This window comes from Sorangium sp. So ce281, from assembly GCF_051527395.1.
GTDB classification, from domain to species: Bacteria; Myxococcota_A; Polyangia; order Polyangiales; family Polyangiaceae; genus Sorangium; species Sorangium cellulosum_B.
Genome location: NZ_CP150322.1, coordinates 9,091,287 through 9,107,355, shown reverse-complemented (window position 1 = coordinate 9,107,355; position 16,069 = coordinate 9,091,287). Strand labels below are relative to the sequence as shown.

11 protein-coding genes are annotated in these 16,069 nt (G+C 73.2%); 3 read left to right on the top strand and 8 right to left on the bottom strand.

Annotated elements, in window-relative coordinates; translation table 11 throughout:
• Positions 1-19: 19 nt before the first annotated feature.
• The 3 genes from WMF27_RS34555 to WMF27_RS34545 are packed head-to-tail and all read right to left on the bottom strand — an operon-like array spanning position 20 to position 2,681.
• Entirely contained in the window at positions 20-805 is a 786-nt protein-coding gene (locus WMF27_RS34555) for an ABC transporter permease (RefSeq protein ID WP_437764610.1), read from the bottom strand.
• Positions 806-810: 5 nt separating this feature from the next.
• Complete coding sequence (locus WMF27_RS34550) at positions 811-1,617, bottom strand: ABC transporter permease (RefSeq protein WP_437764611.1); 807 nt, start codon at positions 1,615-1,617, stop codon at positions 811-813.
• Positions 1,614-2,681, bottom strand: coding sequence for an ABC transporter ATP-binding protein (locus tag WMF27_RS34545; protein ID WP_437943266.1), 1,068 nt, complete (start codon positions 2,679-2,681; stop codon positions 1,614-1,616). Before WMF27_RS34545 ends, WMF27_RS34550 begins: the two co-directional genes overlap by 4 nt.
• A 115-nt stretch (positions 2,682-2,796) precedes the next feature.
• Here WMF27_RS34545 and WMF27_RS34540 point away from each other — a divergent pair, with 115 nt between their 5' ends.
• Positions 2,797-5,196 (top strand): protein kinase domain-containing protein, encoded by a 2,400-nt coding sequence (locus tag WMF27_RS34540; RefSeq protein ID WP_437764613.1) that lies wholly within the window; start codon positions 2,797-2,799, stop codon positions 5,194-5,196.
• A 10-nt stretch (positions 5,197-5,206) separates the two neighbouring features.
• Here the strand turns inward: WMF27_RS34540 and WMF27_RS34535 are convergent, their stop codons facing one another.
• Entirely contained in the window at positions 5,207-6,367 is a 1,161-nt protein-coding gene (locus tag WMF27_RS34535) for an FIST signal transduction protein (RefSeq protein ID WP_437764614.1), read from the bottom strand.
• Between the two features lie 135 nt (positions 6,368-6,502).
• Between WMF27_RS34535 and WMF27_RS34530 the strand changes: the two genes are divergently transcribed.
• Together WMF27_RS34530 and WMF27_RS34525 are read left to right on the top strand one after the other, a co-directional pair.
• A complete protein-coding gene (locus WMF27_RS34530) occupies positions 6,503-7,258 on the top strand; it encodes a PP2C family protein-serine/threonine phosphatase (RefSeq protein WP_437764615.1) in 756 nt (251 codons plus the stop codon).
• A 33-nt stretch (positions 7,259-7,291) separates the two neighbouring features.
• Positions 7,292-7,555 carry a hypothetical protein gene (locus WMF27_RS34525; protein WP_272104359.1) on the top strand — a complete coding sequence of 88 codons (264 nt, stop codon included), beginning with the start codon at positions 7,292-7,294 and terminating at the stop codon, positions 7,553-7,555.
• A 139-nt stretch (positions 7,556-7,694) separates the two neighbouring features.
• On the opposite strand, the gene WMF27_RS34520 is transcribed toward WMF27_RS34525, so the two are convergent.
• The 4 genes from WMF27_RS34520 to WMF27_RS34505 all read right to left on the bottom strand — a co-directional run bounded on the left by WMF27_RS34520 (position 7,695) and on the right by WMF27_RS34505 (position 16,050).
• Entirely contained in the window at positions 7,695-9,752 is a 2,058-nt protein-coding gene (locus WMF27_RS34520; protein ID WP_437764616.1) for a PrkA family serine protein kinase, read from the bottom strand.
• A 253-nt stretch (positions 9,753-10,005) separates the two neighbouring features.
• Positions 10,006-11,208, bottom strand: coding sequence for a YcbK family protein (locus WMF27_RS34515; protein WP_437764617.1), 1,203 nt, complete (start codon positions 11,206-11,208; stop codon positions 10,006-10,008).
• Positions 11,209-11,459: 251 nt separating this feature from the next.
• Entirely contained in the window at positions 11,460-12,458 is a 999-nt protein-coding gene (locus tag WMF27_RS34510; protein WP_437764618.1) for an L-threonylcarbamoyladenylate synthase, read from the bottom strand.
• 793 nt (positions 12,459-13,251) lie between these two features.
• On the bottom strand, positions 13,252-16,050 hold the full coding sequence (locus WMF27_RS34505) for a CehA/McbA family metallohydrolase (RefSeq protein WP_437764619.1): 2,799 nt from the start codon (positions 16,048-16,050) through the stop codon (positions 13,252-13,254).
• Positions 16,051-16,069: the final 19 nt, after the last annotated feature.

Sequence of the window (16,069 nt, the reverse complement as noted above, 5' to 3'; positions counted from 1 at the left end):
CCGGAAGCCCTCGCGAGGCTCAGCTCGACGCCGATGTGTACCGGCCTATCGCCCGCTTCCACACGCCGCGCGCGACGGCGCCGAAGGCGATCGCGCCGAGCGCCGCGGCGGCGGCCGTGCGCGGGGCGATGGTGCCGAGCATCGCCTCCGCCGGGTACGTGGTCATCAGCCCGAGCGGGACGATCACGGTGAAGACGACGCGCCAGAAGCCGGTGAAGATCGTGACCGGCCAGCGCGCGAAATCGAAGATGGAGTTGAAGAGGTAGGCCAGGTTGTCGAGGCGCACGACCCAGAACGCGGCGGAGATGACCAGGATGCACATGGAGTAGAGCACCAGCGTCGCCGTCACGAGCAGGCAGAGCGCGAGCGCGACGTGGGCGGGCGCGGGGGCGCGCCCCATCTGGGCGAAGGCGTAGACGAAGATCGCCACCGCGGCCGCGGCGTCCACGACCTTGCGGATCTCGAAGCGGGCCGTGGAGACGAGGAACTGCGCGTCGGCCGGCTTGAGCAGCGTGAAGTCGAGCGTGCCCTTCCGGATCTGGTCGACCACGCTGATGAGCGACGGGTTCACGGCCCCCTCGAGGATGCCCTTGAGCAGCGTGAACCACCCGACGACGACGAGCGCCCGCTCGTACGTCCAGCCCTGCACCGGCGGCCGGGCCGAGAGCGCGATGTGGAGCGGCACCAGCCCGACCACCGTCCACACGACGGTCATCACCGCGCCGAGCAGGAAATCCCACCGGTACTGCATCCCGAGCGCGATCGACACGCGCAGCTGCGTCGCGAGCAACCGGAGGTAACGCACGCCGCTCACCCGCCGAACGCCGAGAACCGCCGGACCCCCGCGCGCCACGCGACGAGCGCGGCGGCGGCGGACGCGGCGGCGAAGGCCCACTGCACCGCGAGCTCGGTGAGCGCGCGGCCCGGGTCGAGCAGGCCGGTGATGAGCTCGACGGGGAACGCGAGGCTGTAACGGAACGGCAGGACCCGCGCGAGATCGGCGAGCCACGAGGGGAACAGCTCGATCGGGACGAGGTAGCCGGCGAGGACCATGAAGGCCGCGAGGTAGACGTCGAACACCGCGGTCGAGCTGTCGATCACGAACGCCAGCGAGCCGATCAGCGCCATGGTGAAGAAGTTGATCGCCCAGGCGCCGACGAGGGAGGCGACCCAGAGCCCGAGATCGAGGGCCGTCGGCTGAAACCGCTCGCCCGACGTCGCGACGAGCGCGATGACCGCGATGGGCAGGCAGAGCGCCGCCCGGAGCGGCAGCGCGGCGAGGTTCTCGGCGGCGTACGAGAAGAGCGGGTGGATCGGCCGGAGCAGGCGCTGCGAGAGGGCGCCGCTCTTGATGTCCATGTTCATCTCCCAGACGAGCCACGAGCCGGTCAGCTGCCGGACGATGAGGATGGCCAGGAAGTAAGCGGAGAAGTCGCGCGCCTCGAAGCGGCCGACCGGCGCGCTCGCGGCCACCGCCGACCAGAGCGCGAGGCTCACGAGCGGCATCGTCGTCGTGAGCATCCAGATCAGCATCTCGGCCCGGTACGCGAGCGCGGCCGCGAGCCCGACGCGGAGCAGCGTCGGGAACGCCCGGGCGGCTCGAGCGAGCTCGCTCATGACGCGGCCCCGCCCGTCGACCCCGACGGCTCGCCTTCCGGCGCGCTCTCCGGCTCGCCTTCCGGCGTCGCCGAGGGCTCCACGCCCGAAAAGAGCTCGCGCATCACCTCCTCCAGGGGAGGATCCTCGACCGTGAGATCCGAGATGTCGGTGTGGCCGAGCAGCCAGGACATGGCGTCGCGCAGCTCCGCCTGCGGCACCTGCAGCACCGCGTGGCCAGGATCGAGCGAGAGGACGGCGCCCACCCGCTCGAGGAGCGCCTGGTCGACCGGGCTCTTGAAGTGCAGCGCGATCCGCTTGTGGGGCCGCACGCTGCGGACGAGCGCCGCGAGGTCGCCGTCGTAGCGCAGCCTGCCCTTGTCGATGACGATGACCCGCGGACAGAGCGCCGCCACGTCGTCCATGTAATGGGACGTGAGCACGACCGTCGCCCGCCGCCGCTCGTTGTAGCGGCGGATGAACTCGCGGACGCCGAGCTGCATCGCCACGTCGAGCCCGATCGTCGGCTCGTCGAGGAACAGGATCTCCGGCCGGTGCAGCAGGGCCGCGGCCAGCTCGCACTTCATGCGCTCGCCGAGCGAGAGCTGCCGGGTCGGCTTCGTCGCGATCTCGGCGATGCCGAGGAGGTCTTCCAGCTCACCGAGGGTCTCCTTGAAATCCGCGTCGCCGATCCCGTAGATCGCCCGGTTCACCGCGAATGTCTCGGCGGGCGGGAGGTCCCAGAGCAGCTGCTGCTTTTGCCCCATCACGAGGGTGATCCGCTTGAGGAAATCGGGCTCACGGTGCCGCGGGACGAAGCCGGCGACCTCGACCTTGCCGCCCGACGGGTGGAGGAGCCCGGAGAGCACCTTCAGCGTCGTCGTCTTCCCGGCGCCGTTCGGGCCGAGGAAGCCGACGCGCTCGCCGGGCGCGATCGAGAACGAGAGGTCCTCGACGGCGTGGACGACCTTGGTGCGGCGCCGGAAGAGCGAGCGCACGGAGGCCGAGAAGCCGGCGGCGCGCTCGTGGACCTGGTACGTCTTGGAGAGCGACTCCACCACGATGGAGCTCGACGCCTCTGCCATGGGCGGCGGAGACTAGCACCTCCGTGCTGGGGCTCCCGCGACGGTCGGCGCTCGACCGGCCGATCCCGTGGGGTAATCTCGTGACACGGGGGGCAATGGCCGCCGGAATTCCCCTATGCCGCAGAGCTTCAAGGACGACACGATCCACGACCTCCCGCTCCCGGCGAGCGGCGCGCGGCAGGGGGCCGACCCCGCGGACGCCGTCGCGACCGGCCCGCGGCAGGTCCTCGCAGGCCGGTACGAGCTCCTCGGGCTGGTCGGCATCGGCGGGATGGGCAGCGTGTACCGCGCCCGCGACCTGGAGCTCGAGGAGCTCGTCGCGGTCAAGGTGCTGCGCCGGGAGCTCAGCGTCGCGCCGGAGGTGACCGATCGGTTCCGGCGCGAGGTGCGGCTCTCGCGCAAGGTCACGCACCCGAACGTGGCGCGGGTCTTCGACATCGGCGAGCACGAGGGCGACCGGTTCCTGACGATGGAGTTCGTCGACGGCGAGCCGCTCGCCGCGCTGCTCGCGCGCGAGCGGCGGCTCGGCATGACCCGCGCGCTGGACGTCGTGGAGGGCGTCTGCGCGGGCCTCCACGCCGCGCACCGGGCCGGCGTCATCCACCGTGACCTCAAGCCGGACAACGTGCTGCTCGGGCGCGACGGGCGCGTCGTCCTGACCGACTTCGGGATCGCGCGCGCGGTCGCGAGCGGCGAGGCGGGCAAGACGCTGGGCGCGGTCATGGGGACGCCGGCGTACATGGCGCCCGAGCAGGTGCAGGGCGCCGACGACGTCGACGCGCGCGCCGACATCTACGCCCTCGGGGCGATGCTCTTCGAGATGCTCACGGGCGAGCGCGCGTGGCAGGGCGACGCGCCGCTCGCCGTCGCCGCGGCGCGGCTCTTCGCCGACCCGCCGGATCCGCGGCTCCGGCGCGCCGACCTTCCCGACGCGCTCGCGCGCGTGGTGCTCCGCTGCATGGCGCGCGAGCGCGACCACCGGTATCCGTCCGTCGAGAGCGTCGTGCACGACCTCGCCTCGCTCACCCGCCCCGCCACGGTGACGCCGCCGGCGTTCACGCCGCCGCAGGGGCGGACGGCGGTCTCCAGGGTGACCCCGGGGGCGAGCTCCGGGGTGGCCGAGCACGGCGGCAAGAGCGTCGTGGTCCTGCCGTTCGCGAACCAGGGACCTGCGTCGGACGCGTACCTGGCCGAGGAGCTGACGGACGATCTCGTCGACACGCTCTCCATGACGCCGGGCCTCCGGGTGAGGCCGCGCGGGGCGCTCGGGCGGCGCTCGTCCTCCGAGCTCGATCCGCGCGAGGTCGGGCGCGAGCTCGGCGTGCAGGTGGTCGTCGGGGGCTCGGTGCGGCGGCGCGACGGGACGGTGCGGATCAGCGCGCGGCTCATCAGCGTCGCCGACGGGTTCCAGCTGTGGGCGAAGCGCTTCGATCGCCCCGAGGCGGAGGTGCTGCGGATCAACGACGAGGTGGCCGAGGCGGTCGCGGCGGCGCTGACGCTCGACGGGGCCGCGCCGAACCGCACGGCGCCGAGCGATCCCGTCGCGCTCGATCTGTTCCTGCGCGGGCGCCACGAGTACCGCAGGTTCTGGCCGGAGCACCAGGAGCGGGCGATCGCGCTGTTCGAGCAGGCGCTCTCGCGCGCGCCCGAGGATCCGATGATCCTGTCGGCCTACGCGATCGCGCGCTGCCGCTTCTGGTTCTTCACCGACCGCGGCGGGGAGCTCGCCACGGAGGCGGCGTCGCGCGCCGTCGCCGCGGCGCCCGGGCTGCCGGACGCGCGGCTCGCGATGGCGTCGGTGCGGTTCCAGCGCCTCGACGTGGTCGGCGCGATGCGGGAGCTCAAGGCGGCGCTCGCGTGCCGCTCGGGCAACGCCGAGGCGGAGGGCCTCATCGGCCACATCCTTCTCGAGTGCGGCGCCTTCGAGGAGGGCGCGCGCCGCGCCCGGTCCGCGCTGGCGCGCGATCCCGAGGTGGTGCTGGCGGCGCAGGCGCTGGCGCGCGCGTACACGCTGCTGGACAGGTGGTCGGACGCCGACGACGTGATCCGGGCGCATCCGATGGTGGGCAGCGGCTCGGGCTACACCGTCCTGCGGATGCGCCGCGCGCTCTGGCAGCGCGAGCCGGAGGTGCTCGAGAAGCTCTCTCAGCGGCGCGTGAGCGAGGCCTTCCCGGACCTCCCCGCGCCGTTCGCGCGGGTGATCGCTGACCTCATCGAGGGGCGGCTCTCGGACATCCGGCCCGTGCAGGTCGAGGGGGAGCGCCCGGCCGTCACGGCGCTGCGGCGCACGTCGTTCTTCCGGCAGCTCCAGGCGGAGTTCGCGGCCTTCCTCGGCCAGCGAGAGCTCGCGCTGGCCGCGCTCGAGCTCTCGCTGGCCGACGGCCTGTTCGACCTGATCTGGCTCGAGCGCTGCCCGGTCCTCGCGCCCCTGCGCGACGAGCCGCGGTATGCGGCCGTCCACGCGGCGGTGCAGCGGCGGGCCTCCGAGGTGGTCGCGGTCTACCGCGAGCGCTGAGGCGCGGCGCTCAGCTCGGCGCGCGGAACAGCGCGAGCACGCCGGTGTAGAGGGCGAGCCTGGCCTGGCCCCGGGCCCAGGGGGCGATCTCGAAGCTCGAGTGCATGCCGGCGATCGGGAGGTCGGCGAAGCGCTGGCGCAGGATGCGCGCCTCGACGTCGGGCGTCCCGTACAGGCCCTGGCCGCGCCCGGCGCAGGTCAGGTAGAGCGCGAAGCGGGGGGCCGACCCGAGCGCGCTCCGGGACACCTGCCGGGCGATCCCCTCGAGCCCGGCGCGGCCGGCGGCGGCGTCGCGCACCGCGAAGGCGAGGCGCGCGCCGGGCCTCGCTTCGTCGCCGAGCAGGAGCCCCCGCCGCGACGGATCGATGCCGCGGACCGGCCGCAGCACGTAACGCTCGGAATCGAGCGCCTCCGCCTCGGCGTCGCCGCGGTCCGCGCCCGGCGGGTCGGCCAGCGCGGCGAGGATGAGCTGCTGCGCGCTGGGCGGCTCGCCGAGCGTGGCGGTCGCGGCGGAGAGCAGGTCGAGCGCCGGCTGCCCGCCGGCGCGGAGCACGACGCCGCCGCTCGCCTCGTCGATGCGGTGGAAGCCGGAGAGCAGCCGGGCGGCGGGCGAGGCGTCGACGAGCGGCGGGGCGAACCCGGTGATGGCGAGGCCCGTCGCCGGGCCCTCGATGAGCTCGCCCTGCGACGTCACGCCGATGGCGGAGCCGGAGGCCGTCCCGGCGCCGAAGAGGCACGCGTTCGGCGCGGACAGGGAGAGCGCCTCGGGCCGCTCGGGCGCGAACGCCCCGGGCCGGGCGAAGAGGATGGCCGTCGCGGAGCGCTGGCCGACGGCGCGGGCGAGCGCCTCGCGCAGGAGGCGGCTCGGCTCCTCGGCGCGCTCGGGCAGCGCGAAGGGGGTGACCTGCCCGCCGGACCACAGCACGCCGCTCGCGCCGGTGTCCCCCTCGATCTCGCCGCGCTCGCTGAGCACGCCCGCGGCCGGCACGACGCAGGCGGGGACGCCGCGCCAGGCGCTGCGGACGAGCTCGGCGACGCCCGAGGCGCGCTGGGCGAGCTGTCCGGAGGCGAAGACGACCCCGCCCGACGGCGACGGGACCGCGCTTCGCAGGTCCGCCAGGTGCTGGAGGAGGCCATCCGGCCCACAGGTCGCGGAGAAGCTTCGTGCCATGGCTGGCTCGTCTCCATCCTAACCGAGCCTCCGCCCACTCGACAGGCCCCACCCAAGAAGTTTATCGTGCGACAGTCGCGCCGGCGCCTCGGGGATTTCCTCACGGGACGGCAAGCGAAGGACCGGGCAAGCTCGATGAGGATCCAATCATTTGGCCGCACCGATGTCGGGCGCCACCGGCGCGCCAATGAGGATGCGTTCTTCCGGGACGACGAGCTCCGCCTCTACATCGTCGCGGACGGCATGGGCGGGCACGCGGCCGGCGAGGTCGCGAGCGCCGAGGCGGTCGAGACGATCTACGGCATGGTGAAGCGGGGCCTGCCTGCCATCGGCGATCCGAACGAGCCGCTGACGCAGCCCAAGGCGCGCGCCGTGCTGCGCATCCTCGAGGGCGCGATCCAGGCGGCGACGTACATGGTCTTCGCGATCGCCGAGCTCGATCGCGACAAGAGCGGCATGGGCACGACGATCAGCGCGGCGCTCATCGTCGGCGGCGCGCTCGTGACCGGCCAGGTGGGCGACAGCCGCATCTACCAGGTCCGCAACGGGACCGCGGTGCAGATGACCGAGGATCACACGCTGATCGCGTGGCAGATCAAGAACGGCCTCATCTCCGTGGACGAGGCCAAGAGCTCGCCCCACCGCAACGTGATCACGCGCGCGGTCGGCAACCGGGACTACGTCGAGGTCGACACCTCGATCGTCGCCGTGGAGGAGGGCGATCGATACCTGCTCTGCTCCGACGGGCTGCACGGGTATCTCCACGCCGAGGAGGAGGTCGCGAGCATCGCCTCGAAGGGCGGCGACGCGGCGGTCGACCTCTTCATCGACCTCGCGAATCGGCGCGGGGGGCGGGACAACATCACGGCGGTGCTGGTCGAGGTGGGCTGACGCGCCCGCGCGAAAGTCGGCTACGCTGCCCGCATGGCGCTGAAGGACAGACTGGTCACCGAGGGCATGAAGCTCGCCGCGAACCCGAACGTGGCGAAGCTGATGCAGGACGAGCGGTTCATGCGGCTGTTCATGACGGCGATGAGCGTGCCCGGCCGGGTCTCCTCGTTCACCGCGGAGCAGAAGGAGACGTTCGCCAAGGCGATGGGCCTGGCGACCGTCGAGGAGGTCCGCGACCTCAAGCGCACGGTGGCCTCGCTGGAGCGCGAGCTCGCGAGGCTCCGGCGCGAAGGCTGAGCCTCGGGGCTGGTCGCAGGCGGTAACGAAGCGCCGCGCCGCGTTTCTTCCTACATTCGAACGTCCACGTGGGTGACCGATGGGGGGGCGAGCGGCGCGGCGCGCGCTGCCGAGAGCGCCGCCGCGCCCCCGCGGCGGGTCACTTCGTGTCGCCGCGCGCGTAGATGCTGGCGACGTAGTCGAGCACGTCGCGCGCCGAGACCTCGTTGTACCCGAAGTACTTGATCATCCGGGTCTTGATGATGTCGATCTTCTCCTGCGTCTCCTTGTCGATGACGCTCGACACGAGGGTCTGGAGCTTGATCGCGTCCTTCTGATCCTCGAACAGCTTGAGCTCGAGGGCGCGGCGCAGCCGGTCGTTCGTGTGCCACTCGAACTTCTTGCCGTCGACCGCGAGCGCGCCGATGTAGTTCATGATCTCGCGGCGGAAGTCGTCCTTGCGGTTCTCGGGGATGTCGATCTTCTCCTCGATCGAGCGCATCAGCCGCTCGTCGGGCTCGACGTCCTCGCGGGTGAAGCGGTCCTTCACCTTCTCCTTCAGGGTGTAGGACTTGATCGAGTCGATGTAGTTCGCGGCGAGCTTCTGGATCGCGTCCTCGTCGGCGCTGATCGCCCGCTGCACCTCGTTCTTGACGAGCTCCTCGTACTCGCGCTTCACCATCCCGATGCACTCGGTGAAGCGCTTGCGCTGCTCGTCGTTCGTGATGAGCGAGTGGTGGCGCAGGCCCTTCTCGAGCTCGCTCATGACCATGAAGGGGTTGATCGTCCCCTCGCCGAGGTCGTTGACGAGCGCGTTCGAGATCTTGTCCTGCACGTAGCGGGGGCTGATCCCTTCCATGCCCTCGCGCGACGCCTCCTTGCGGAGCTCCTTCACGGTGTCCTGCGTGTAGCCGGGCAGGACCTTGCCGTCGTAGAGCTTCATCTTCTGGACGAGCGACAGGTTGTGCTTCTTCGGGTCCTCGAGCCGGGTGAGCGCGGCCCACATCGCGGCGACCTCGAGCGTGTGCGGGGCGATGTGCTTGCCGCGGATCTTCTCCTTGTTGAAGTCCTTCTCGTAGATCCGGATCTCCTCCGACACCTTCGTGATGTACGGGATATCGATCTTGATCGTGCGGTCGCGGAGGGCCTCCATGAACTCGTTGTTCAGGAGCTTCTTGTACTCGGCCTCGTTGGTGTGGCCGATGATGACCTCGTCGACGTCCGTCTGGGCGAACTTCTTCGGCTTGATCTTGTGCTCCTGCGACGCGCCGAGCAGGTCGTAGAGGAACGCGACGTCGAGCTTCAGCACCTCGATGAACTCGACGATGCCGCGGTTCGCGATGTTGAACTCGCCGTCGAAGTTGAACGCGCGCGGGTCCGAGTCCGAGCCGTACTCCGCGATCTTGCGGTAGTTGATGTCGCCGGTGAGCTCGGTCGAGTCCTGGTTCTTCTCGTCCTTCGGCTGGAAGGTGCCGATGCCGACGCGGTCCTTCTCGCTGAGCACGAGGCGGCGCACGCGCACGTGCTGCATCACCTTCGACCAGTCGCCGCCGTACTTGTCCATCAGGCGGTTGAAGATGAAGCGGCACGCGGGGTCGAGGTCGCCCTCGGTGCGGACGTGGTGCTGCGCGCTCGAGAGGCCGAGCTCGCGGAACGCGCGGTCGCGCCACGCCGGCGGGACGAGGCGCAGCGGCTCCTCGTGCATCGGGCACTTGAAGCGGGCGCTCTCCGTCCCGGCCATGCCGACGTCGTCGAGGTTCACCCAGTCGAACGTGTAGAGCGCGCCGTCGGGGGTCGTCGAGTAGTGCTCGATGCCCTTCTTGAGGAGCCGCGCGATCGTCGACTTCGACGAGCCGACCGGGCCGTGCAGCAGGATGACGCGCTTCTCCGGGCCGTAGCCCTCCGAGGCGGCCCGGAGCACGTGGACGAGCCGCATCAGCGGGATGTCGAGCCCGTACACGGCGTCGGCGCCGCCGTGCATCTCGTCCTTGAAGAAGTTGTACCGGATGAGCTTCTTCTTGTTGTCCGTGTACTCCTCGATGCCGTAGCGGATGATCATGTCGTACGCCCGCTGGAACGCGTTGCGCGTCACCTGCGGGTTCTGGCGCACGATCTGGAGGTACTCTTCGAACGTGCCCTCCCACGCGAGATCGCGGTAGAGCGCGAAGTCCTGCATCGCCGCGATCTTCTCAACCATCCCTGTCCGCAACTCGCCCATTTCGCACCCTTTTTCTCCAGGGCGATCGCGGGGCGGCCATGGCCGCCGGAGGTGCGGGGGACAGATCTCGGCTCGCCGAGCTCCGCCCCCGTCTCGCGTCGCGCGCCCAGGGGGAAGACGCCAAGCTTAACACCGATCTCGGGGAGGCAAGTCACCGCGCCCCGAGGCGTGATCCATCCCCCGGAACGGGAGCGCGCGGCGGAGCAGCCGGTCGCGCGGGTGGAGGTGCGAGGTCGACCGCGGGGAGGCGACGTCAGCGAGGCGTGGCCCCGCCGGAGCGCGCTCCCTGCGCGCCTCCCCAGGAGAGCCCGCCGCTCTCGACGACGCCGGGCCAGGAGTCGACGTATTCCGACGGCTCGCCGGGGCCGGAGATGTCGATCCAGAAGACGCGCCCGGCGCCGGGGCGGCGCACGTCGACATGGACGAACTTGCTGTTCGGGTAGAACCCGCAGCCCACGTCGTCGAGCGTGCGGCAGAACTGGAACAGCGCGGTGTTCGGGACGCCCATCACGAGGATGTCCATGGCGCGCCCCTCGGCGTGCTGGCTGTGGTGCGTGCCGGAGGTCGGCCTGCGCGCGGCCGGCGCGTCGCGCGTCGTCGGCGCCCGCGGCCTGTACCCGCTGAAGATGTGGAGCCCGCGGCGCGGGAAGGCGTCGGCGATCTGCTGGAGCAGCCAGAGCAGGCGCGGGTGGACGAGGCGGACCTGGGGCACCCACTCGAGCGCCCGCTGCCAGGTGTCGGCGTCGGGCTCGTCGGGGAGCTCTGCGCCCGGGTCGGGCGCGTCGGGCGGACGGGCCATGATCGACAGGCGATCCAGCGCGCCGGGCGCGACGGAGCCGTCGCAGCGCACCAGCTCGAAGGCGTCGTGCTGGCCGCCGTACCGGGCGAACCGGACCGGGCCCCTGCGGCAACGCCAGTCGAGCGGCTGCTTCTTCGGCGGATCCCAGAGCAGATCGAAGCCGTTCGAGGAGAGGCTCGGCCCCGTGGTCGCGAGCACCGGCGGGCCGAGGATCGGATCGAGCTGGCGGAACCACGCCGGCGCGGCCGGCTCGAGGTGGAGGGTGCCGGGCGGCTCGAAGGGGGTGAAGGGGGACCAGGCGCTCGCGAACGCCGTGGAGCCGAGGGCAGGGGAGGCGAGCGCGTGCTCGCCGAGCGCGTCCGCGGCGTCCGGCCGCGCGCCGCCCCAGGCGAGCTGCCACCACGGCTGCTGCCGCCATTTCCCGTAGGCGCTGCTCAGGTAGAGCCGGAACGGCCCGGGGCGCTCGACGGCGGCGTTGTGGAAGGCGCGGAGGAGCGGCAGCTCCGGCGCGACCGTCTCGTTCAGGTTGAAGCTCGCGCGCCTCGGCGGCTCGTCGAGCAGGCTGGCGCCGGCGCGCTGGGGGGCGGCGACGAGCGACGCGGCGAGGCCGAGGGCGGTCGCGAGGCTGTGGACGGCGGCGCGGGACGTTGCCGGCATGGGATCGACGAGGGGCGAGGAAGGTAGCTCACCCAGCGGGCGGGCGACCCTGATTTGCCACAAACCGCCAGCTGGTAGTGCTCAAAATTGAACATGAAGACGGGAAGGCGGGAAGAAAAGATCAATGATCTTCCCGCCTTCTCGCCTTCATGTGAGCTTTCTTCGGGCAAATTTGAGCACTCCCCGCCAGCTCGGGGGATGAACACACACCTGCGGGGCATCAGGGCCGGGCGGCGGCGCGCGGCGCTCGCTCAGGGGGCCGCGGAGGCGCGCGTCAGCCTGTCCCGCACCGCGTCCCACGCGGGCCCCTCGGGGACGGCGGCGATGACGATCACGTCGCAGCCGGCGTCCTCGAGCCGGTGCAATGCGGCGTAGAGCGCCGCGGCGTAGCCGGCGGGATCGCCGGGGAGGAGCTCGGCGTGCGGCCCTGTCGCGGTGCGGCTGCCGTGCTCGACGGCGCCTGCGCGCGACCCGGCCCGCGCGGCGCGATCGAGCGCGCCGCGGACGTCCTGCGCGGGGACCAGCGCGACCTGCGCGCGGGGGGCGTAATGGCGCGCGTGGGTCCCCGGGGACGGGGCGCGCTCGGCCGGGGCGGTGATCAGCCCGGCGGTCGTCTGGAGCGGCGCGAGCGGCACGAGCGCGGCGATCGCCTCGGCCGTGACGTGCCCCGGGCGGAGCACCCGCGCGGGCGAGCGCGTGACGTCGACGATGGTGGACTCGATGCCGACGGCGGTCGGCCCGCCGTCGAGGATCGCGTCGATGCGCCCGCCGAGGCTCTTCTCGACGTGCTCGGCGGTGGTCGGCGAGATCTCGGTGGAGCGGTTGGCGCTCGGCGCGGCGATCGGCAGCCCGACCGCGTCGAGCAGGGCGCGCGCGACCGGGTGGACGGGGATGCGGAGCGCGACCGTCGGCCCGCCGGCGGCGACCACGTCGGCGACGCGGTCGGGCCGGCGCGCGACGATGAGGGTGAGGGGCCCTGGCCACATGGCGTGCGCGAGCCGCTCCGCGTCCGGCGGCCAGCCGTCCGCGAGGGCGCGGGCGGACGCGACATCGGGGACGTGGACGATCAGCGGGTTGCCGGGCGGCCTCCCCTTCGCCTCGAAGATGCCGCGCGCCGCGCGCGCGTCGTCGGCGCGCGCGCCGAGGCCGTACACGGTCTCCGTGGGGAAGGCGACGAGCCCCCCGCGGCGGAGGATCTCGGCGGCCCGCGCGATGGATGCCGCGTCAGCGGCGAGCCGCTCGGTTCGCATGCGCCGCGGTCCATGTTGCCCGGGCGCGCGGGAGGCAAACGAAAAGCGATCCCCTCCGGCCGCCCGTTTGGATGCCCCCGCGAGGTCGCGACCTGGGGCGGAGGCTGTTCGCGAGCCGGCGGCGAGGTCGCGACCTGGGGCGGAGGCTGTTCGCGAGCCGACGGCGAGGTCGCGACCTGGGGCGGAGGCTGTTCGCGAGCCGGCGGCGAGGTCGCGACCTGGGGCGGAGGCTGTTCGCGAGCCGGCGGCGAGGTCGCGACCTGGGCACTTGTATGAAAAGATCCATTTCTTCAGATCGGGACCTGTCTCCGGGGCCGAAAAGATCCTCCGCGATAGGTCGTGACCTATCCGCGGCCTCGCAAACGAGCGCCGGCGCTGGTCGTGACCTTTGGTACAGGTCTTTTCTCGACGTGCACGCGCCAAGGGCGCCGTATCAATCGTACAGATCCACGGGCGCCGTCGGTGCGCTCGTATCGGAAGGGTGGGCAGCTCGCGTCGTCTTGGAGCTCCAGCCACCGGTCCTCTGGGCGTACTGGTTCCACCCACCAGGAGTCCGGCGAGGGATCCGGAGCGAGATTTCAACGCAAAGTCGCAAAGGCGCAAAGCCGCAAAAAAGAACAAACTTCGTACATCCTTGCGTCTTTGCGCACTTGACGATTGGAAAGCAAAGCTGGACAGCTGCACGTAATGCCGCACAGCCGGGCCAGGCGCCGGCCAGCTTGCGGCAACGCGTGCTGCCCTCTTCATGCGGGGCCGCGCTGCCGTGCCCGGCGCGCCACGGAGCTCGCCGCGCTCACGGCGCTGCGGTGCGGCCGAGGGAGCGGCCGTCGCCGTCGGCGTCGATCCAGAGCGGCGCCGTCATCGCGAACGGGAGGATCTCGCCCGGGTCCCCCGCGAGCACCGGCTCGAGCGGGCGCCGCCCCCGGACGATCGCGACGACGAAGGTGTCCTCGGCGACGGAGATCGCGCCGTGCGCGCTCTGCCCGGGCCCGCGGTCGCCGAGCGCTGCGCCGGCGCGGGCGTCGGGCCGTGGCGGTCGTCGCCCGCCGCCGGCTCCGAGGACGACGGGGATCGCGATCTCGTCGAGGAGCGCGCCCGCGGGCGTCGTGCGCGCGCCTTCCAGAGGGATCGGCGCGCCGCTCGCGACGCCGCCGACCAGCACCTGGAGCTCGCGCGCGTCGACCCACGGGGCGCGCTCGACGCGGATCGAGAGCGACAGCGGCCCGCCGCGGGACCCGCGCCGCGCCGAGGCGACGCCGCCCTGGCGGGTGTCGCCGAGGCGCATCGTCACGAACGGCCCGTTCGTGATCACGACGTCGCGACGGCGCCGCAGGCCCGCGACGAGATCGGCCACGTCGAGCCGGCCCGGATCCTCGTCGGCCACGGCGACGTAGGTGCGCGGATACCCCGCCTCCGCGCCGCGCAGCCCATGGCTGTCGCTGGTCGCCGTCGGCGTGACCGGGTGGGACGCGCGGAGCAACGCCCAGAGCTCCTCGAGCGCGCGGTCCCGCGCGGCCGCGTCGCGCCCGGTCCAGACCTCGACGGCATCGGCGCCGTCGCCGACGATCTGCGCGAGCAGGCTCGGGCCCGGATCCGGCGCGGCCTGCGGCGCCCCGGATCCGTGCAGCGGCGAGCCGCCGCCGTGCTGTCGGCTCACCTGGACGACGCGCTCGCCGGGCAGCGCGCGCACCTCGCGCAGGATCTCGCTCGCCGTCTCGTCGACCCACCGCAGCGCGCCCTCGCGGGGCGCGGCCGCCTCCCCGCCGAGCGGGAACACGCTGAGGCTCCCGAGCCCGGCGCCGCTCCGGCCGCTCGTGAGCTCCACGCCCGGGAGCGCGCGCAGCCGGGTCTCGAGCCGCAGGGCGGCGACGTCCCGCTGGAGATCCGAGGCGAGGTTGTGCTCGCTCGCCACCGCGCACTCCACGCCTTCCGCCGCGTTCCAGGCGAGCCGCGCGGCCGAGGAGACGCCCGCGTCGGCGCTCCGCGCCGTGTGCTGCCGGAGGTCGCAGGCGATGTAGCCCGACGTGTCGACCACCCGCTCCAGCGTGAGATCGAGCCGCGACGTCCCGCCGTCCGCGATGTCGACCGTCCCCTCGGCGAGCGCGTACTCGGGCCCGCGCGAGGCGACGACGCGGACTCGCCCAGGGGGAAGGGCGACATCGAGCTCGCCCATGAGCGCGAGCCGGGGCGGCGAGAGGGCCTCGCCGGTCGCGGCGTCGAAGAGGCTGACCCTCGCCGGCGCGAGCGGACCGAGGAGATCGGGGTCCGCGGCGGGCGCGGAGGCGCCGCCCTCGTGCACCGAGAGGTAGAGCCGGCCGGCGCCGGAGAGCGTGAGCCGCGCGGGGGCGAACTCGCCGGCGCGGATCCGGACCCGCGCGCTCCCCAGCGCGCGGCGGCCGCTCCCTTCGAAGCCGACGAGGTAGAGGCCGGGCGGCGCCTCGGCGGCGAGCGGCGCGCCGTCGCCGGTCCGCAGCCACAGATCGAGCGCGGCGGCGGGCGGCGCGGCGCCGTCCTCGGCGATCGGCGTCAGCGTCGCCTTGCCGGCGAGGGGCGGGAGCGGCGCGCCGCGGCCGTCCACGAGCGCGAGCGCGACGCCGCCGGGCGCGCCGCCGCCGAGGAAGAAGAGCTCCGTCTCGACGGCGAGCGAGTCGCCGCGCGGCGCGATCGCGAGGATCCGCTGGTACGCGGCGCGCCCGCCGGGCGGCAGCGCGGCCTGCCGAGCGAACGTCACGTCGCTGAAGCCTTCGCCGCTCCGCGCGCGGACCGCCGCGCCGCCCACCGGGGCGAGCGCGTACGCGACGCCGGACCCGACGCCGGCCAGGTACGGCGCCTCGTGCTCGCCGCGGAGCCCGGGCGCCGCGCCGGGCGCGACGTGCTCCGCCGCGCCCCAGTGGACGACGTCGCCGAGGTCGAGCGCCTCGAGCGGGCGGTCGCCGTCGTTCCGGAGCGACGTCGTGATCAGGACCGCCCGGTCGCGCGGCCGGAGCGTGTAGCGGGTGGTGACGGAGAGCGCGCCGCCGGCGAGATCGCGCCCGCGCACCTCGCCGCGCGCCTCGATCCAGGCGGCGCCGTCCTCGCCGCCGCCCGTCGTGATGTCGCGGTAGATCACCTGCCGCGGCGGCGCGCCGAGCCGCGTGACGAGCTGCCCGAGCTCGTCGCGGCGCGCCCGCGCGTCCGCCGCGTCGATGAGGTTGCCGCCGCTCTCGGCGAGGCCAGCCCCGGGGCCGGGCTGATCGACGACCACGGCGATCTCGTCGTTCTCGAGCACGTAGTCGCCGGGCCGCCCCGCCGCGAGCGGACCGGAGAGCGCGTCCGCGGGCCCCGTGATCCGCAGGACGCGCGCCGGCCGCGCGGCGCCGCCGTCCCTCGGGCAGAGATCGCCCTGCTCCGCGCCGCCGCGGCCCCACCGGCAGAGCATGCCGAGGCGCTCGACAGCGCCGGACGACACGACGACGCTGCCGCCCTGCACGGGCGGCGCGCAGGTCGCCGGCGCGAGCGCGAGCGCGAAGAGGCGCGCCGCGCGGAGGGCGCGGCGCGCCGCGCGCCCTGCGGGGCTTCCGGGGGGGCGGGGGCACTCGGGCGAGCGGGTCATCGATCCTCTTCCGACTCCG